Source organism: Microbacterium californiense (genome assembly GCF_047246625.1).
GTDB lineage: Bacteria > Actinomycetota > Actinomycetes > Actinomycetales > Microbacteriaceae > Microbacterium.
Genome location: NZ_JBFOKQ010000002.1, coordinates 41,241 through 59,028, shown reverse-complemented (window position 1 = coordinate 59,028; position 17,788 = coordinate 41,241). Strand labels below are relative to the sequence as shown.

The window sequence follows — 17,788 nt, the reverse complement described above, 5'->3', positions numbered from 1 at the left end:
CACGAGGCGGGGCCGCCCCGGTCCGTGCGGCTGCCGGCTCAGTACGCCTGATCGATCAGATCGGGGGAGACCTCGGAAGCCGCGGCCTCATCGACGAAGAACACGGTGCGCTTGCGACCCCGGGCGCCCGCGGCGGGCACGTTGGCGTAGTTCGCGCCGGCCAGCGCCAGACCGAGCGCGGAGGCCTTGTCGGCCCCGGTGAGCACGAGCCAGACGCGCTTGGACGAGTTGATCACCGGGCGGGTGAGCGTCACGCGCTCGGGCGGGGGCTTGGGCGAGTCGCGGACGGCGAGTGCCGCGGCATCCGTCACCGTGACCTCCTCGCGGTCCGGGAAGAGCGAGGCGATGTGCCCGTCGGGACCGACGCCGAGGAAGCAGACCGCGAACGCCGGCCAGGGGTGTTCGTCGGTGCCGTAGCGGGCGAGCTCCTCGGCGTAGGCCGCCGCCGCCTCGTCGAGCGTCATACCGCTCTCGGGAGAGGCGACCTCATGGATGTTCTCGGGCGGCACCGGGATGTGGTCCAGGAGCGCCTGCCGCGACTGCAGGGAGTTGCGGTCGTCGTCGTCGCGCGCCACGAAGCGCTCATCGCCCCACCAGAAGTGCACGAGGGCCCAGTCGATGGTCGACGACCGCGGATCCTCGAGGGTCGCGCGCAGCACCGCTCCGCCCATCGAGCCGCCCGTCAGAGCGATGTGGGCGAGGCGGCCGTTCTCGGTCCTCGCCCGCAGGCGGGTGAGGAACCTGTCGGCGACGCGCGTCGCGACGGCGGCGGGAGTGGCCTCGATCACGACCCGCTTCTCGGCGGATGCTGCCGACATCGACGTCACTCTCCTGTCTCGGGCGGGCCCAGCTGCTCCCAGCCGTCGGTGATCACTCGACCGTACAGCAGGTCCGGGTCCAGGCGGCGCAGCTCCTCGGCGAGGCACTCCCGCAGCGTGCGCCGCGGGAGGTGCAGGTCGTGGTCCGGCTGGTCGGGCTGGGTGAGCACGGCCACGCCGGGTGCCGGGCGCTCGAGGAGGATGTCGCCGGATTCGCGGGTGAGCCGGACCGAGCGGATGCCGTCGTGCCAGGTCTCGGGGCTCTCCGAGAACCAGCGCACCGGCACATCGAACGCCATCTGCAGCCAGGCCGCGAGCAGGGCGGTCGACGGCGACGCCGCGGCGCCGCGGACCTCGACGGCCGTGATCGGCTCGAAGGGCGGCTGATCGAGCACGGCGGCGAGCTGCTCGCGCCAGTGCGTGAGCCGGGTCCACGCCAGATCCGTGTCGCCGGGGGCATGGGTCTTGCCGAGCAGGGCCAGACGGTCGCGTACGTCGGTCGCCGTGGCGGCGTCCGTGATGCGCCGCTGGGCGATGCGCCCGATCGGCGACGACGAGGGCGCGGGCGGCGCCTCCTCGGGCCACCATGCGACCACCGGCGCGTCGGGCAGCAGCAGGCCCGTGAGGAGGCTCTCCTCGTTGCCCGCGGCCTCGCCGTAGGCGTGCAGCACGACGACTTCGCTCGCCCCGGCGTCCCCGCCGACGCGGATCTGGGCGTCCACGCGGGACTCGCCCTCGCCGGTGGTGAGGACGATCACCCGCATAGGGTGCTCGCGCGATGCGTCGTTGGCGGCGTCGATCGCCGCCTCGGCGACGTCGTTGCGGGCCGAGATCACGAGGGTCAGCACGCGGCCGAGCGCCACGGCGCCGCCCTCCTCGCGCACCTTGACGAGCTGCTTGGCGACCTGGCTGACGGTCGTGTCGGGAAGGTCGATGATCACGGTCGTCTCCAGACTCGTCCGTCGCGGGCCAGCAGGTCGTCGGCGGATGCCGGACCCCACGAGCCGGGGGCGTACTGCTCCACCGGGCCGCCCTCGGCCGCCCAGTACTTCTCTACCGGGTCGAGGATCTTCCACGAGAGCTCGACCTCCTCGTGCCGCGGGAACAGCGGCGGGTCGCCCAGGAGGACATCGAGGATGAGGCGCTCGTACGCCTCGGGGCTGGCCTCGGTGAAGGCGTGCCCGTAACCGAAGTCCATCGTGACGTCGCGGACGTTCGAGCCGCTGCCCGGCACCTTCGAGCCGAAGCGGATCGTCACGCCCTCGTCGGGCTGGACGCGGATGACGAGGGCGTTCTGCCCGAGCTCCGAGGCGTTGCCCCGGCCGAAGAGATGCTGCGGCGCACGGTTGAACACCACGGCGATCTCCGTGACGCGGCGCCCGAGCCGCTTGCCGGTGCGCAGGTAGAACGGCACCCCCGACCAGCGACGCGTGTCGATCTCGAGCTTGATCGCGGCGTAGGTCTCGGTCGTCGACTCGGGGTTCATGCCCTCCTCGTCGAGGAAGCCGGTGACCTCTTCGCCGCCCTGCCAGCCGCCCGCGTACTGTCCGCGCGCGGTGGCCTGCGCCAGGTCGTCGGGCACGTGCACCGCAGCGAGGACCTTCTCCTTCTCGGCCCGCAGGTGCTCGGCCGACAGGCTGATCGGCTCTTCCATCGCGGTCAGCGCCAGGAGCTGCAGCAGGTGGTTCTGGATGACGTCGCGCGCGGCGCCGATCCCGTCGTAGTAGCCGGCCCGGCCGCCCACACCGATGTCCTCGGCCATCGTGATCTGCACGTGGTCGACGTAGTTGCGGTTCCAGATCGGCTCATAGAGCTCGTTGGCGAAGCGCAGGGCCAGGATGTTCTGGACCGTCTCCTTGCCGAGGTAGTGATCGATGCGGAAGATCGAGTCCGCGGGGAACGCCACCTCGAGCGCCTGGTTGAGGGCCCGCGCCGATTCGAGGTCGTGACCGAACGGCTTCTCGATGACGACGCGCCTCCAGCGCGTGTCGTCATCGGCATCCTCACCCACGAGTCCCGAGTCCTTCAGCTGCTTCGCGACCAGGGGGAAGTCCTTGGGCGGGATCGACAGGTAGAACGCGTGGTTGCCCATGGTGCCGCGCTCGACGTCCAGCTGGTCGACGGTCTTGCGGAGCTTCTGGAACGACTCGGGGTTGTCGAACTCGCCCGAGACGAAGCGGATGCCCTGCAGCAGCTGCGTCCACGTCTCCTCGCGGAACGGCGTGCGCGCGTACTGCTTCACGGCGTCGTAGACGACCTCGGCGAAGTCCTGGTCCTCCCAGTCGCGGCGGGCGAAGCCCACGAGGGCGAACCCCGGGGGCAGCAGACCGCGGTTGGCGAGGTCGTAGACGGCGGGCATGAGCTTCTTGCGCGAGAGGTCGCCGGTCACCCCGAAGATCACCAGGGCGCTGGGCCCTGCGATCCGGTTGAGGCGGCGATCGTCGGGGTCGCGCAGCGGGTTGTGCCCGCGCGAGATGGGAACAGACATCAGAGGGGGATTCTCCTGCGGGCTACTTCTGCGCGGCTTCGAAGAGGGAGAGAACGTCCGCCGACGAGTCGGTGATCGTCAGCGAGACGACGGGACGGCCGTGCTCGGCCAGGACCGCGGCGTCGCCCGCGGCCTGCGCCTCGATGAGCTGGCCGAAGGTGTACGGCCGCTCCGGGATCTCGAGATCGACGTCGGTGCGCTCGAGGATCTGCAGGAACACGCCCTGCGCGGGTCCGCCCTTGTGGTACTGGCCGGTCGAGTGGAGGAATCGCGGCCCCCAGCCGAAGGTCGCCGGACGGCCAGAGTCCGCGGCGACGAGTTCGCGCAGACCCTGCAGCTGCGGGACCTCGAGACGGTTCACGTACGCCTGGATCGACACGTAACCGTCTTCCGGGAGGCGGGCCCACAGCGCGTCGAGCACGCCTTCCACGGTTCCGGAGGCCGCCAGTGCGGGGTCGGACACGCGCACCTCGACACCGTTCTCGACGAACGCGGGCGACGTGGGCTCCGGCCGGGCGTCCAGAAGACCGCGTGCGGCCACCTTGGCGGACTCGACGTCCGGCTGATCGAACGGGTTGATGCCCAGCAGGTGACCGGCGATGGCCGTCGCGTACTCCCAGACGATGAACTGCGCGCCGAGCGATCCGCTGACCAGGATCTCCCCGGGGTGACGCTCGTGCAGGTGGAACTCGTTGGCGTCGTCGACCAGACGCACGATCTGCAGGTCGGCGGGCCGCGAGTCCAGCTCGGGAGACACGGGGAGGAGGACGACAGGGAGGATGCCGGTGCCGTTCTTGCCGGTGGACTCGGCGATGAGCTGCTCGATCCAGTCGGGCAGACCGTTGATGTGGGTGCCGTCGGTGATCAGTCCGAGCTTGTCGCGTCGGGGGCTCGTGCCGGCGATCGCCGCGCCCAGACGCAGCGCGGGGTTCTCCGCGGAGTCCACGGCGACCTCGAGCAGCGAGGCCTCGGCCTCGTTCAGCAGTTCTTCGATGTCGACGCCCGCCAGGCCCGAGGGCACGAGGCCGAAGGCCGTGAGCGCCGAGTAGCGCCCTCCGACGTTCGGGTCGGCGTTGAAGACGCGGTAGCCGGCCTCGCGGGCGGACGCGTCGAGCGGCGAACCGGGGTCGGTCACGACGACGATCCGGTCGGTGGGGTCGATGCCGAGGTCGCGGAATGCCGCCTCGAAGGTGCGACGCTGGGAGTCGGTCTCGACCGTGGAGCCCGACTTGGACGACACGACGAGCACGGTGTCGGCCAGTCCCTCGTCCAGAGCCGCCAGCACCTGACCGGGGGCGGTGGAGTCGAGGATCGTCAAGGGGACGCCGGCCGTCTGGGCGATGACCTCGGGGGCGAGCGACGAACCGCCCATGCCGGCCAGCACGACCCGGGTCACGCCCTTCGCGCGGAGGGCGTCGCGCAGCGCGACGATCTCGGCGACGAGCGGCCGGGAGATCGAGACCGCCTCGACCCAGCCGAGGCGGACCGAGGCCTCGGCCTCGGCCTCGGGACCCCAGAGGGTGGCGTCGCCGCTCGTGATGCGCGAGGCGACCAGGTCGCGCACGAGCGCGGGGACGACGTCGTCGATCGCGACCCGCGCCGCGCCGGAGGTGTGGATGCCGAAGGTCATCGCTGCGCCTCCAGGACCTCGGCCACCTGCGAGAGCAGGTCGTGCCACGAATCGATGAACTTCGCGACGCCCTCCTCCTCGAGCAGCTCGGTGACGGCGTCGAAGTCGACGCCGACCTCGGCCAGGGCGTCCATGACACGGTGCGCCTCGGCGTATCCGCCGGTGATCGTGTCGCCGGTGATGACACCGTGGTCGGCGGTGGCCTCGAGCGTCTTCTCCGGCATGGTGTTGACCACGCCGTCGGCGACCAGCTCCGTCACGTACAGCGTGTCGGGCAGAGCGGGGTCCTTGACCCCGGTCGACGCCCACAGCGGACGCTGCAGGTTCGCGCCGAGCTCGAGCAGATCCTGCGCCCGCTTCTCGGCGAACTTCTTCTCGAAGAGCTCGTAGGCGAGACGGGCGTTGGCGAGACCCGCCTTGCTCTTCAGCGCGAGCGCCTCGTCGGTGCCGATGGCCGTGAGGCGCTTGTCGGTCTCGCTGTCGACGCGCGACACGAAGAACGACGCCACGGAATGGATGCTCGCCAGGTCGAAGTCGGCGGCGTGCGCGCGCTCGAGACCGGTCAGGTAGGCGTCGATGACGGCTTCGTAGCGCTCCAGGCTGAAGATCAGGGTGACGTTCACGCTGATCCCGGCCGCGATCGCCTCGGTGATGGCGGGCAGGCCCGCCTTCGTCGCCGGGATCTTGACCAGCAGGTTGGGACGGTCGATCTTCGACCAGAGCTTCTTGGCGGAGGCGACCGTTCCCTCGGTGTCGTGCGCGAGGTCGGGCGAGACCTCGATCGACACGCGTCCGTCGACGTGCCCGGACCGCTCCCACACGGGACGGAAGATGTCGAGCGCCGCTGCGACGTCCTGGGTGGTGGCCGCGAACACGGCGTCCTCGGCCGAGGTGCCCGATGCCGCCAGCTCCGACATCTGCGCGTCGTAGGACGTGTCGTTCTTGTCGGTGATCGCGTTCGCGAAGATCGTGGGATTGGTCGTCACGCCGACCACGTCGCGCGACTCGATCAGCTCGGCGAGGTTGCCGGAGGAGATGCGCGTGCGCGAGAGGTCGTCGAGCCAGATGCTGACGCCGGCCGCGGCCAGCTGGGCGGTGGGGGTGCTCATGCGTTCTCCTTGGTGGTGCTGTGTGCGGCGAGGGTCTCCCGAGCGGCCGCGATGACCGCGTCGGTCGTGATGCCGAACTTCTCGAACAGGGTCTTGTAGTCGGCGGAGGCACCGAAGTGGTCGATGCCGACCGAGCGGCCGCGGTCTCCCACGATGCCGCGCCAGCTGAGCACCGAGCCCGCCTCGACCGAGACGCGCGCGGTGATCGACGACGGCAGCACGCTCTCACGGTAGGCCTCGTCCTGCTCGGCGAACCACTCGAGGGACGGGGCGGACACGACGCGCACGCCGATGCCCTCGCGGGAGAGGGCGGCTCGGGCCTCGACGGCCAGCTGCACCTCGGAACCCGTCGCGACGATGATGACGTCGGGGGTCTCGCCCGGGGCCTCTGCGAGGACATAGGCGCCCTTCGCGGTGTGCGCGGCGGAGGCGAAGACGTCGCCTTCGGCCTCGCCCTCGCCGCGGTCGAACACGGGGATGTTCTGGCGAGTCAGGGCGATGCCGGCGGGACCGGCCTGACGGCGCAGGATCTCCAGCCAGGCGGCCGAGGTCTCGTTCGCGTCCGCCGGGCGGACGACGGCGAGGTTGGGGATCGCGCGGAGCGTCGCGAGCTGCTCGACGGGCTGATGCGTCGGCCCGTCCTCGCCGAGCGCGACGGAGTCGTGCGTCCAGACGAACACGCTCGGCACGTTCATGAGCGCGGCGAGCCGGACGGCGGGCCGCATGTAGTCGCTGAAGATCAGGAACGTGCCGCCGAAGGCGCGCGTCTTGCCGTGCAGCACGATGCCGTTGACGATCGCGCCCATGGCGTGCTCGCGGATGCCGAAGTGCAGGACCCGCCCGTAGGGGGTGCCCGACCACTCGTGGGTCGACCACTCGGCCGGGATGAACGAGGGGGCGTCCTTGATCGTGGTGAGGTTCGATTCCGCGAGGTCGGCCGAGCCGCCCCAGAGCTCGGGCAGCTCGGCGGCGAGGGCGTTGATGACCTGTCCCGAGGCGGCGCGGGTCGAGACGTCCTTGCCGGCCTCGAACACCGGGAGGGCCGACGCGATGTCGTCGGGGAGCTCGCCGGCCTCGAGGCGGTCGAGCAGCTGCTTGCGCTCGGGGTTGGCCGCTGCCCAGGCGTCGAACGACTCCTGCCAGGCGGCGCGCGCCTCGGACGCGCGCTCGGCGAGGCCGCGCGTGTGCGCGATCACGTCGTCGGCCACGACGAAGGTCTGCGCGGGGTCGAAGCCCAGCACCTCCTTGGTGGCGGCGAGCTCGTCGGCGCCGAGGGCCGATCCGTGGATCTTGCCGGAGTTCTGCTTGCCGGGGGAGGGCCAGCCGATGATCGTGCGGAGGATGATGAGGGAGGGCTTCGACGTCTCGCCCTTCGCCGCCTCGATCGCCGCGTAGAGCTCGGCGACGTCCTCGACGTACTCGCCCGTCTTCTTCCAGTCGACGACCTGCACCTGCCAGCCGTACGCCTCGTAGCGCTGGGCGACGTCCTCCGTGAACGCGACGTTCGTGTCGTCCTCGATGGAGATCTGGTTCGAGTCATAGATGGCGATGAGGTTGCCGAGCTGCTGGTGTCCGGCGAGCGACGAGGCTTCGCTGGTGACACCCTCCTGTAGGTCGCCGTCGCCGGCGATCACGTAGACGAAGTGGTCGAACGGGCTCGTGCCCGCCGCGGCATCCGGGTCGAACAGGCCCCGCTCGTAACGCGCCGCGTACGCGAAGCCCACGGCCGAGGCGAGGCCCTGGCCGAGGGGGCCGGTCGTGATCTCGACGCCCTTGGTGTGCCCGTACTCCGGGTGGCCCGGCGTGAGCGAGCCCCAGGTGCGGAGCGCCTTGAGGTCGTCGAGCTCGAGTCCGAAACCGCCCAGGTAGAGCTGCACGTACTGCGTCAGGGAGGAGTGTCCGACCGAGAGGATGAAGCGGTCGCGACCCAGCCAGTCGGTGTCGGTCGGGTCGTGGCGCAGCACGCGCTGGTAGAGGAGGTAGGCCGCGGGAGCGAGGCTCATGGCGGTGCCGGGGTGACCGTTGCCGACCTTCTCCACGGCGTCCGCCGCCAGAAGGCGGGCGGTGTCCACCGCGCGTCGATCGATCTCATCCCACTGCAGTTCCGACACGGTCATGCCCTTTCCGACGGTTTCGAGGGCGCCCGTATTCCCTGGCGCCTCCGCATCGTCACGGAGAGGTGTGCACAGCGCCGGGCGCGAGTGGTTTCAGCATAGCCCGGTCGTTCCGTCGCGGGCCGCCGTCTTACGCCGGGAGTCGCAGCCCGGCGTGCCCTAGACTGGGAGGGCTGTCATGACGCGTGTGAAGGAGGGGATCGAGATCTCGACGATGTCTGATCAGACCGTGGGGAAGCGGACGGCCGGCCGCACGGTGAAGGCGTACGTCGCTCTCACCAAGCCGCGCGTCCTCGAACTCCTGCTCGTCTCGACCGTCCCCGTGATGTTCCTCGCCGAGGGCGGCATGCCCGACCTCTGGCTGGTGCTCGCGACCGTGATCGGCGGCTCCATGAGCGCCGGATCCGCGGCCGCGTTCAACATGTACCTCGATCGCGACATCGACGCCCACATGCACCGCACCGAGAACCGACCGCTGGTCACCGGCGAGGTCACGCCGCGGGGAGCGCTGATCTTCTCGTGGGCGCTGGCGATCCTCTCGACCGTCTGGCTCTGGTTCACCACGAACTGGCTCGCGGCGACCCTCTCGGCGGCCGCGATCTTCTTCTACGTCGTGATCTACACGATGCTGCTGAAGCGCCGCACCGAGCAGAACATCGTCTGGGGCGGGATCGCCGGGTGCTTCCCGGTGCTGATCGGCTGGTCCGCCGTCACCGGCTCGCTCGACTGGCCCGCGTTCATCCTCTTCCTGCTGGTGTTCCTGTGGACCCCGCCGCACTACTGGCCGCTGTCCATGAAGTACCGCGACGACTACGACGACGTGGACGTGCCCATGCTGGGCGTCACGCGCAACGCCTCCCAGGTGGGCCTGCAGGTGATCCTGTACGCCTGGGCCACCGTCGCGTGCTCGCTGCTGCTCGTCCCGATCGCGGGCATGGGCCTCGTGTACACGGTCTCGGCGCTGGTCTTCGGCGGCTGGTTCATCTACGAGTCGCACCGCCTGTACAACCGTGCGGTACGAGGGACCGAGGCGCGGCCGATGCGGGTCTTCCACGCCTCGATCACCTACTTGACGCTGATCTTCGTCGCGGTCGCGGTCGACCCGCTGCTGCCCTTCTGATCGTCCTCCGTTCGCGGGACGTCCGGCGTCTCCGCAGCGTCCGCGGTCGCGTCGACGTCGTCCTGGTCGGCCGGCTCCGCGGGCTCCGGGGCGTCGACGGGGGCGGATACCGGCGAGGAGGCGGCCGGGAGGATCGACCGCACCGTGGACAGGGTCGCGGAGAGCAGGACGCCGAGCACTCCGGCGCCGAGCAGCGCCGCCCCGACGACGACGAGGGACTGTCCGACGTAGACGTCCACGCCCGTCGCGGTGTTGTTCGTGAGCGCCGCGGTCATCGTGGTGAGCTGCCCCGCGACGAGCCACCCGCCCACGGCGGTCGAGGCGAGCGAGAGGGCGAGGAGCACCCAGAAGCCGGTGCTGCGTGTCAGTGACGTGTTCATGGCACCCACGATCATCGATCCTCCGATGACCGCGGTATGCGGGAGCTATGGATCGGCTGTCCGTGCGAGGCGCCGGAGCGCCGTCCGATCAGTCCTCGCGGGCGACCGGCTTCTTGAGGTGCAGCACCACGACCGTGTAGGTCGCGGCCGACAGGGCGGCGAGCACCATGTGGATGCCGACGAGCAGCGGTGGGAGTCCTTCGCGCGCCTGCCAGACGCCAACACCGACCTGCACGGTGATCGCGATCACCAGCACGAGGAGCCACTTCCGGGGCTCCAGTCGCAGCACCCAGGCCGCGACCGTCAGCGCGAGCACCAGGACCGCGAGGACGTAGCCGGGCCAGGAGTGCACGTGCGCGAGGACCGTCGCGTCGAAGCCGTGGCGGAACACCTCGGCGTCGCCCGAGTGGGGTCCGGACCCCGTGGTCAGGATGCCGAAGAAGATGGTGACCGCGAGCGCGAGGCCGGTCACGTGGCTCAGGATCGCGAACCACGACGGGACGGCCCGTGCGCGCGGGCCGGGGACCGCGCGCAGCCGCACGAGGAAGGCGGCCGTCACGCAGACGAGCAGCAGCGACGACGCGTAGTGGAAGCCCACGATGAAGGGGTTGAGACCCGTCAGCACGGTGATGCCGCCGACCAGTGCCTGCGCGACGACGCCAATCAGGGTGATCCAGGCGAGCGTCATGAGGTCGCGGCGCGCGGGCACCGTCCGGATCGCGCGGACGGCGGCGGCGATGACCGCGATCAGCAGCACGGCCGACGCCACGGGGAAGGCGGGGATCTGGAACGGGGAGGCGATCGCGAAGGCGGCCGCGGCGGCGAGGATCCCGCCGAGGGCGAACCACAGCGCGGAGGTGAGGGCCCTGCGGCCGCCCAGGTGGTGCAGCACCAGGAGCACCACGGCGAGGGCGATCGCGCCCACGACGCCCGTCATGAGGCGGTTGCCGAACTCGATGAACCCGTGGATGCCGTCGACCTCGAGGATCGGGACCAGCGACTCCGGCGTGCACAGCGGCCACTCCGAGCATCCGAGTCCCGATCCGGTGAGGCGCACGGCGCCGCCGGTGCCGATGATGATGGTCTCGGCCAGGAAGGAGAGCCAGGCCAGGACGCCGAGGGCGCGGCCCCACAGGGTCGAGCGGGCGGGGGAGTGCGCCTCTCGCTCGGGGGTGCAGGGCGAGGCGGGCGTCGTGGTCTCGGGCATGGGTCCTCCGGCCCGCATCGGACGGGACGGGCGGCCCGTCCGCGAAGCGGAGCCTGTAGAATCGGATTGTTGCGATGAGCGCCTTACCGCGCTGGAGCATCGCTAACAGTTTAGGCGCGACGGATGCGCCGGTGATGAGGGCCCACCAGCGGCACCCGCTCCCCGCATACTCGACGGGGATCAGGTGTGTCGGGGCGGATGACACCGTTGAGGCCCGATAAGGAGAGTGTGTGATGTCGGATGTGCTGATCGACCGCCCGGAGCTCGATGGCCTGGGGGTGTACGAGTTCGGCTGGCATGACGCCGACGCCGCAGGTGCCGTCGCGAAGCGCGGGATCTCCGAAGAGGTCGTCCGCGGCATCTCGGCCCTCAAGAACGAGCCCGAATGGATGCTGAAGACCCGTCTCAAGGGATACCAGCTCTTCGGCCGCAAGCCGATGCCGACGTGGGGCGCCGACCTCAGCGACATCGACTTCGACAACATCAAGTACTTCGTGCGGTCCACCGAGAAGCAGGCCCAGTCCTGGGAGGACCTCCCCGAGGAGATCCGCGAGACGTACGAGCGCCTCGGCATCCCCGAGGCGGAGCGTCAGCGCCTCGTGGCCGGTGTCGCCGCCCAGTACGAGTCCGAGGTCGTCTACCACCAGATCCGCGAGGACCTGGAGCAGCAGGGCGTCATCTTCATGGACACCGACACGGCGCTGCGCGAGCACCCGGAGTTCTTCGAGGAGTACTTCGGCACCGTCATCCCGGCGGGCGACAACAAGTTCGCCGCGCTGAACACGGCCGTCTGGTCGGGCGGCTCGTTCGTCTACGTCCCCAAGGGCGTGCACGTCGAGATCCCGCTCCAGGCCTACTTCCGGATCAACACCGAGAACATGGGCCAGTTCGAGCGCACGCTGATCATCGCCGACGAGGACAGCTACGTCCACTACATCGAGGGCTGCACGGCTCCCATCTACAAGTCGGACTCCCTGCACTCGGCGGTCGTCGAGATCATCGTGAAGAAGAACGCCCGCGTGCGCTACACGACGATCCAGAACTGGTCGAACAACGTCTACAACCTGGTCACCAAGCGTGCGGTCGCTCACGAGGGCGCGACCATGGAGTGGGTCGACGGCAACATCGGCTCCAAGGTGACGATGAAGTACCCCTCGATCTACCTCATGGGTGAGCACGCCAAGGGCGAGACGCTCTCGGTCGCCTTCGCCGGCCCCGGCCAGCACCAGGACGCCGGCGCGAAGATGATCCACATGGCGCCGTACACCCAGTCGTCGATCGTCTCGAAGTCGATCGCCCGTGGCGGCGGTCGCGCGGGCTACCGCGGCGAGGTGCGGGTGGATGCCGCCGCGCACCACTCGGCCAACACGGTGCGCTGCGACGCGCTGCTGGTCGACACGAAGTCGCGTTCCGACACGTATCCGGCCATCGACATCCGCGTCGACGACGTGCAGCTCGGTCACGAGGCCACGGTCTCCAAGGTCAGCGAGGAGCAGCTGTTCTACCTGCAGTCCCGCGGCATGCCGGAGGACGAGGCCATGGCGATGATCGTCCGCGGCTTCATCGAGCCGATCGCCCGCGAGCTGCCGATGGAATACGCGATGGAGTTGAACAAGCTCATCGAGATGGGCATGGAAGGATCGGTCGGCTGAGATGACGTCCCAGACGACGGCGCCCACGGCGCCGCACTCTTCGAACGCGCACGTCGACCCCGCCGCGCAGGTGGCGGACGCCGGTTTCGTGCCCGTGCAGACGCGCTCCGAGCGCCCGCATTCGTTCGACCCGAGCGACTTCGGCGCGCCGACCGGCCGCGAGGTCAACTGGAAGCACACGCCGGTGGCGCGTCTCTCCGACCTCTTCGCGCCGGCGACGACGAACGACGGCGTCGGCTACGTGCTCGGCGCCGGTGAGCAGTACGTCGCGGCGCCGCTCGGCATCGGGACCGCACCCCGCGGCGAGTTCTTCCGGGCGGAGGACGTCACGGCGGCCGTCGCGTGGCAGGGCGCCGCCGAGGCGATGCACATCCGCATCCCGCGCGAGGAAGAGGTCGCCGAGCCGATCCTCGTCACGGTCGAGGGCCGCGGCGCGGAGCACCGCGCCGACGCCCACATCGTGATCGAGGCCCTCGAGCACAGTGCGGCGACCGTGGTCCTGCAGCACCGGGGCGCAGCGCAGTACGCGCAGAACGTCGAGATCATCGCCCGCGCCGGCTCGCGGCTCACGGTGGTCAGCCTGCAGCAGTGGGATGACGACGCCGTCCACGCCGCCGCCCACCAGGCGCGGGTCGACGCGGACGCCACCCTCAAGCACTTCGTGATCAGCTTCGGCGGCGGCGTCGTGAGGGTCAACCCGAACGTGGAGCTCGCGGGCGCCGGTTCGGAGGGATACCTGTACGGCCTCTCGTACGCCGACTCCGGCCAGCATCTCGAGAGCCAGGTCTACCTGCACCACAAGGGCGCGCACACCAAGGGCGACGTGCTCTACAAGGGTGCGCTGCAGGGCGAGGGCGCGCACAGCGTCTGGATCGGCGACGTGCTCATCGGCCCGGACGCCACCGGCACCGACTCGTACGAGGCGAACCGCAACCTGGTGCTCACCGAGGGCGCCCGCGCGGACTCGATCCCGAACCTGGAGATCGAGACCGGCGACATCCTCGGCGCCGGCCACGCCAGCGCCACCGGCCGGTTCGACGACGAGCAGCTCTTCTACCTCCAGGCCCGCGGGATCACCGAGGAGGAGGCCCGCCGTCTCGTCGTGCTCGGATTCCTCAGCGACATCGTGCAGCGCCTCGGCATCCCGGCCCTCGAGACCGAGCTCCTCGCCTCCATCGAGGCGGAGCTCGCTGCGGGAGCGGGCGCATGAGCGCCCAGCGCGTGTGCGGCCTGAGCGACCTCGAGCAGGACACTCCGCTGCGGGTGGAGCCGAACGGCGTGCCGATCACCGTGATCAAGGACGGCGAGGGCGTGGTGCACGCGATCGGCGACACCTGCACGCACGGTGACATCTCGCTCTCCGAAGGGTTCGTCGAGGGTGACACGGTGGAATGCTGGGCGCACGGCTCCGCGTTCTCCCTGCTCACCGGCCGACCCCAGAACCTCCCCGCTTTCGAGCCCGTCCCGGTCTACGTCGTCGAGATCGACGGCGACGACGTGCTCATCGACCCGACTGTGATTAAGGAAGTCTGAAGAATGTCTGTTCTCGAGATCCGCGACCTGCACGTGACGGTCGAGACCGAGGAGGGGACCACCCCGATCCTCAACGGAATCACCCTCACCATGAACACCGGTGAGACCCACGCCATCATGGGCCCCAACGGCTCGGGCAAGTCGACGCTGGCGTACACGATCGCCGGACACCCGAAGTACACCGTCACCAGCGGCTCCATCACGTTCGACGGCGAGGACGTGCTCGCGATGAGCGTCGACGAGCGTGCGCGCGCGGGCCTGTTCCTCGCGATGCAGTACCCGGTGGAGATCCCCGGCGTGACGGTGACGAACTTCCTCCGCACCGCCAAGACCGCCCTCGACGGCGAGGCGCCCTCCATCCGCGCCTGGACCAAGGACGTCAAGGCCGCCATGGGCAACCTCCGCATGGACCCGAAGTTCGCGCAGCGCAACGTCAACGAGGGCTTCTCGGGTGGCGAGAAGAAGCGCCACGAGATCCTGCAGCTCGAGGTGCTGAAGCCGAAGTTCGCGGTGCTCGACGAGACCGACTCGGGTCTCGACGTCGACGCGCTCAAGATCGTGTCGGAGGGCGTGAACCGCGCGAAGGAGGCCACCGGGCTCGGCGTGCTCCTCATCACGCACTACACCCGCATCCTCCGGTACATCCGCCCCGACTTCGTGCACGTGGTCGTCGCCGGCAAGATCGTCGAGGAAGGCGGCCCCGAGCTCGCCGACCGGCTCGAGGAAGAGGGCTACGATCGGTTCCTCGACCCCGCCGCCCCTCTCGAGGCGTAGGCTGACCGCATGACCGCGACGCTGACCGACGAGAAGTACGACGAGGTCACCGAGGCTCTCAAGGACGTGATGGATCCCGAGCTCGGGATCAATGTCGTCGACCTGGGGCTCATCTACGACCTGGCGTGGGATGACGAGAACGATGCTCTCGTCATCCACATGACGCTCACGAGCGCGGGCTGCCCGCTGACCGATGTGCTCGAGGAGCAGACGGCGCAGGCGCTGGACAACGTGGTGGAGCGATTCCGCATCAACTGGGTGTGGATGCCGCCGTGGGGCCCCGAGCGGATCACCGACGACGGGCGCGACATGATGCGCGCGCTCGGCTTCGCGATCTGAGCAGAAGCGCGAGGCGCGCCCGACGCGCCGACGCGGGCGTGTGAGCGCGTGCGCAGCTCCGGCGCTGCGCAGCGAGAAGGCGAGGAGCGCGGATGCTCGAAGTGAAGGCCCTTCCCCTGGAGGAGCTGCGTCGACGCACGAGCGAGAAGTGGCGCGAGTACCCCGAGGACGTCCTGCCGCTGTTCGTCGCCGAGACCGACTTCCCCCTCGCCCCGACGGTCGCGGCGGCGCTGCACGACGCGGTCGATCGGGGGGACACCGGATACATCGCGTCGCGCGGACCGCTGGCGGATTTGTTCGCGGCGTTCGCGCGACGCCGGTTCGGCTGGGACCCCGATCCCGCGCGCATGCGCAGCACGGCCGACGTGAGCATGGGGATCGTGGAGCTGCTGCGGTGCGTGACGCAGCCGGGTGAGCGCGTGGTCGTCATGCCGCCGGTGTACCCGCCGTTCTACGAGCTGGTCGCGGAAGCGGGCGCGGAGGTGGAGCGTGTACCGCTCCGTGACACGGGCACGCGGTGGGAGATGGATCTCGACGGCCTCCGCTCCGCCCTCCAGGACGGCGCCCGCGCGATCCTGCTCTGCAATCCGCACAACCCGACCGGCACCGTCCACGAGAGGGCCTCGCTCGAGGCGCTGGCGGAGCTGGCGGAGGAGTTCGGCGCGGCGGTGGTCTCGGACGAGATCCATGCGCCGCTCGCGCAGCCCGGAACCGGGTTCACCCCGTTCCTCGCCGCGAACGACGCCGCACGGCGGGTCGGCTACGCCGTAGTCAGCGCGAGCAAGGCGTTCAACCTCGCCGGTCTCAAGTGCGCCCTCATGATCACCGCCCATGACGAGACCAGTGCGGTCGTGCGCAGCCTGCCGGTCGAGGTCGAGTGGCGGACGGGACAGTTCGGCCTCCTCGCCGCGGTCGCCGCGTTCTCGGAGGAGAGCGACCCCTGGCTCGACGGCCTGCTCCGCACGCTCGACGCCAATCGCGTGCTGCTGGAGGACCTGCTCGCCCGTCTCGTGCCCGGCGCCCGCTACCGGGTCCCGGATGCCGGCTACCTCGGGTGGATCGACCTGCGGCCGCTGGAGTGGGGCGAGAACCCGTCGCGCCGGATCCTCCGCGACGCCAGGGTCGCGCTCCAGGGCGGGACGCCCTTCGGAGCTGAGGGGAAGGGCTTCGTGCGGCTGAACTTCGGCACCAGTCCCGAGATCATCACCGAAGCCGTGGAGCGCATCGGCGCCCTGGTCGCGCGATGACGGACACGTCCGAGGTCACCTCGATCTGGGACCGCCGGCGCATCTGGGTCACGAGCGGAGCCGTCGCGCTCATCTTCCTCGCCGCGATCGAGGCGCTGGCCGTCACGACCGTGATGCCCATCGTCAGCGATGCCCTCGACGGCGGTACCCTCTACGCCGTCGCCTTCTCCGGCACGTTGGCGACCGGCGTGATCGGCATGGTCGCCGCGGGCGCTTGGTCGGACTCCCGCGGTCCGCGCGGCGCCCTGTACGTCGCCGTGTCGCTGTTCCTCGCCGGCCTGGTCATCTCCGGATTCGCCGTCACCATGCATCAATTCCTCCTCGGACGGCTGGTGCAGGGGCTCGGTGCCGGCGGTCAGACGGTCGCGCTGTACGTCGTCGTCGCGCGCCTCTACCCGCCGCACCTGCACGGGCGGATCTTCGCCGCGTTCGCCGCGGCCTGGGTCGTGCCCTCCATGGTCGGGCCGTTCCTCGCCGGGGCGGTGGCCGAGCACATCGACTGGCGGTGGGCGTTCCTCGGGGTCGCCGTCCTCACCGCGATCGCCTTCGCGGTCATCGCCGTGCGGCTGCGCGGCGTGGACCTCGGTCACGGCGAGCCCCAGGACCGGCGAGTCGTCGGCATCCGCCTGGTGCTCGCGGTGGTCGTCGCGCTGCTCGCGGTCCTCATCGGGTTCAGCGCCGATCTCCCACCCCTGCCGGGCTGGCCGATCGCCCTGGTGGCGTTGGGGGCGATCGCCTTCGCGCTGCTGCCACTGCTGCCGCGTCGCACCCTGCGGGCGGGTCGGGGCCTGCCGAGCGTGGTGCTGATGCGAGGGATCGCGGCCGGCTCGTTCTTCGCCGCCGAGGCATACATCCCGTACCTGCTGATGGAGCGCTTCGCGTTCAGCGCCACCTGGGCCGGGGTCGCCCTGATGTTCGCCGCGCTGGCGTGGGCGAGCGCCTCGGAGCTGCAGGGGAGGTTCGGGGAGCGGCTGGGCAACCTCCGCATCACCACGATCAGCCTCTCGTTGCTCGTGGTCGCGCTGCTCTGCGTGCTGCTGGCGGCGACTCTCGACGTCTCACCCGTCATCGTGATCGTCGGCTGGGGCTTCGCCGGGGGCGGCATGGGACTGCTGTATCCGCGGCTGACGGTCCTCACGCTCGCCTACTCCGGTGAGCGTGATCAGGGCTTCAACTCCTCGGCGCTCTCGATCTCGGACTCCACCGGATCGGCCGTGACGATCGCGGTGGCCGGACTCGCGGTCGCGTCGCTCGGCGGCGGGGCGAGCGCTTTCTGGGTGGTGTTCGCGCTGTGCCTCGCGCTGGTGGCGGTGGCGGCGGTTCCCGGGTTCAGGCTCGGGCATGCCGCCGAGAGCGACTCGCACTGAGCCCCGACTC

The 17,788-nt window shown here is 70.2% G+C and carries 16 protein-coding genes; 8 read left to right on the top strand and 8 right to left on the bottom strand.

Annotated elements, in window-relative coordinates:
• Window positions 1–38 precede the first annotated feature (38 nt).
• Genes pgl through tkt form a run of 6 tightly spaced genes read right to left on the bottom strand, consistent with a single transcriptional unit; the run spans window position 39 to window position 8,156 of the window.
• Window positions 39–818 carry a 6-phosphogluconolactonase gene (gene pgl, locus AB3M82_RS11545; protein WP_412958090.1) on the bottom strand — a complete coding sequence of 260 codons (780 nt, stop codon included), beginning with the start codon at window positions 816–818 and terminating at the stop codon, window positions 39–41.
• Window positions 819–823: 5 nt separating this feature from the next.
• Complete coding sequence (locus AB3M82_RS11540) at window positions 824–1,759, bottom strand: glucose-6-phosphate dehydrogenase assembly protein OpcA (RefSeq protein ID WP_412958089.1); 936 nt, start codon at window positions 1,757–1,759, stop codon at window positions 824–826.
• Window positions 1,756–3,306, bottom strand: a complete 1,551-nt coding sequence (gene zwf / locus AB3M82_RS11535; protein ID WP_412958088.1) for a glucose-6-phosphate dehydrogenase — start codon at window positions 3,304–3,306, stop codon at window positions 1,756–1,758. The genes AB3M82_RS11540 and zwf overlap by 4 nt, the downstream gene beginning before the upstream one ends.
• Before the next feature lie 22 nt (window positions 3,307–3,328).
• Window positions 3,329–4,936 (bottom strand): glucose-6-phosphate isomerase, encoded by a 1,608-nt coding sequence (locus AB3M82_RS11530; protein WP_412958087.1) that lies wholly within the window; start codon window positions 4,934–4,936, stop codon window positions 3,329–3,331.
• Window positions 4,933–6,045: a transaldolase gene (tal, locus tag AB3M82_RS11525; protein ID WP_412958086.1), complete on the bottom strand. Its 1,113-nt coding sequence runs from the start codon at window positions 6,043–6,045 to the stop codon at window positions 4,933–4,935. The genes AB3M82_RS11530 and tal overlap by 4 nt, the downstream gene beginning before the upstream one ends.
• Window positions 6,042–8,156 (bottom strand): transketolase, encoded by a 2,115-nt coding sequence (gene tkt / locus AB3M82_RS11520; RefSeq protein ID WP_412958591.1) that lies wholly within the window; start codon window positions 8,154–8,156, stop codon window positions 6,042–6,044. The genes tal and tkt overlap by 4 nt, the downstream gene beginning before the upstream one ends.
• Window positions 8,157–8,364: 208 nt before the next feature.
• Between tkt and AB3M82_RS11515 the strand changes: the two genes are divergently transcribed.
• Complete coding sequence (locus AB3M82_RS11515) at window positions 8,365–9,279, top strand: heme o synthase (protein WP_412958590.1); 915 nt, start codon at window positions 8,365–8,367, stop codon at window positions 9,277–9,279.
• Here AB3M82_RS11515 and AB3M82_RS11510 read toward each other — a convergent pair.
• Together AB3M82_RS11510 and AB3M82_RS11505 are read right to left on the bottom strand one after the other, a co-directional pair.
• Entirely contained in the window at window positions 9,225–9,659 is a 435-nt protein-coding gene (locus AB3M82_RS11510; RefSeq protein ID WP_412958085.1) for a hypothetical protein, read from the bottom strand. The genes AB3M82_RS11515 and AB3M82_RS11510 overlap by 55 nt on opposite strands.
• A gap of 88 nt (window positions 9,660–9,747) precedes the next feature.
• A complete protein-coding gene (locus tag AB3M82_RS11505) occupies window positions 9,748–10,866 on the bottom strand; it encodes a COX15/CtaA family protein (protein WP_412958084.1) in 1,119 nt (372 codons plus the stop codon).
• 233 nt (window positions 10,867–11,099) lie between these two features.
• Here AB3M82_RS11505 and sufB point away from each other — a divergent pair, with 233 nt between their 5' ends.
• The 7 genes from sufB to AB3M82_RS11470 all read left to right on the top strand — a co-directional run bounded on the left by sufB (window position 11,100) and on the right by AB3M82_RS11470 (window position 17,778).
• Window positions 11,100–12,518, top strand: coding sequence for a Fe-S cluster assembly protein SufB (sufB, locus tag AB3M82_RS11500; RefSeq protein WP_412958083.1), 1,419 nt, complete (start codon window positions 11,100–11,102; stop codon window positions 12,516–12,518).
• Window position 12,519: 1 nt separating this feature from the next.
• Entirely contained in the window at window positions 12,520–13,728 is a 1,209-nt protein-coding gene (gene sufD, locus AB3M82_RS11495; protein ID WP_412958082.1) for a Fe-S cluster assembly protein SufD, read from the top strand.
• Window positions 13,725–14,051, top strand: a complete 327-nt coding sequence (locus AB3M82_RS11490) for a non-heme iron oxygenase ferredoxin subunit (RefSeq protein ID WP_412958081.1) — start codon at window positions 13,725–13,727, stop codon at window positions 14,049–14,051. Before sufD ends, AB3M82_RS11490 begins: the two co-directional genes overlap by 4 nt.
• 3 nt (window positions 14,052–14,054) lie before the next feature.
• On the top strand, window positions 14,055–14,825 hold the full coding sequence (gene sufC, locus AB3M82_RS11485; RefSeq protein ID WP_412958080.1) for a Fe-S cluster assembly ATPase SufC: 771 nt from the start codon (window positions 14,055–14,057) through the stop codon (window positions 14,823–14,825).
• A 9-nt stretch (window positions 14,826–14,834) separates the two neighbouring features.
• The gene (locus tag AB3M82_RS11480; protein ID WP_412958079.1) at window positions 14,835–15,164 is read left to right on the top strand and encodes a metal-sulfur cluster assembly factor; all 330 of its coding nucleotides are present in this window, start codon (window positions 14,835–14,837) and stop codon (window positions 15,162–15,164) included.
• A gap of 92 nt (window positions 15,165–15,256) precedes the next feature.
• Window positions 15,257–16,411 carry a MalY/PatB family protein gene (locus tag AB3M82_RS11475; RefSeq protein ID WP_412958078.1) on the top strand — a complete coding sequence of 385 codons (1,155 nt, stop codon included), beginning with the start codon at window positions 15,257–15,259 and terminating at the stop codon, window positions 16,409–16,411.
• A complete protein-coding gene (locus tag AB3M82_RS11470) occupies window positions 16,408–17,778 on the top strand; it encodes an MFS transporter (RefSeq protein ID WP_412958077.1) in 1,371 nt (456 codons plus the stop codon). Before AB3M82_RS11475 ends, AB3M82_RS11470 begins: the two co-directional genes overlap by 4 nt.
• The last annotated feature ends 10 nt before the right edge of the window (window positions 17,779–17,788 follow it).

Excerpts from the sequence above, each read along its gene's own strand:
- AB3M82_RS11480 (WP_412958079.1), top strand. The coding sequence starts at position 14,835 with ATGACCGCGACGCTGACCGACGAGAAGTACGACGAGGTCACCGAGGCT.
- AB3M82_RS11490 (WP_412958081.1), top strand. The coding sequence starts at position 13,725 with ATGAGCGCCCAGCGCGTGTGCGGCCTGAGCGACCTCGAGCAGGACACT.
- AB3M82_RS11475 (WP_412958078.1), top strand. The coding sequence starts at position 15,257 with ATGCTCGAAGTGAAGGCCCTTCCCCTGGAGGAGCTGCGTCGACGCACG.
- tal (WP_412958086.1), bottom strand. The coding sequence starts at position 6,045 with ATGAGCACCCCCACCGCCCAGCTGGCCGCGGCCGGCGTCAGCATCTGG.
- AB3M82_RS11530 (WP_412958087.1), bottom strand. The coding sequence starts at position 4,936 with ATGACCTTCGGCATCCACACCTCCGGCGCGGCGCGGGTCGCGATCGAC.
- sufC (WP_412958080.1), top strand. The coding sequence starts at position 14,055 with ATGTCTGTTCTCGAGATCCGCGACCTGCACGTGACGGTCGAGACCGAG.
- AB3M82_RS11470 (WP_412958077.1), top strand. The coding sequence starts at position 16,408 with ATGACGGACACGTCCGAGGTCACCTCGATCTGGGACCGCCGGCGCATC.
- zwf (WP_412958088.1), bottom strand. The coding sequence starts at position 3,306 with ATGTCTGTTCCCATCTCGCGCGGGCACAACCCGCTGCGCGACCCCGAC.
- AB3M82_RS11510 (WP_412958085.1), bottom strand. The coding sequence starts at position 9,659 with ATGAACACGTCACTGACACGCAGCACCGGCTTCTGGGTGCTCCTCGCC.
- pgl (WP_412958090.1), bottom strand. The coding sequence starts at position 818 with ATGTCGGCAGCATCCGCCGAGAAGCGGGTCGTGATCGAGGCCACTCCC.
- sufB (WP_412958083.1), top strand. The coding sequence starts at position 11,100 with ATGTCGGATGTGCTGATCGACCGCCCGGAGCTCGATGGCCTGGGGGTG.
- sufD (WP_412958082.1), top strand. The coding sequence starts at position 12,520 with ATGACGTCCCAGACGACGGCGCCCACGGCGCCGCACTCTTCGAACGCG.
- AB3M82_RS11505 (WP_412958084.1), bottom strand. The coding sequence starts at position 10,866 with ATGCCCGAGACCACGACGCCCGCCTCGCCCTGCACCCCCGAGCGAGAG.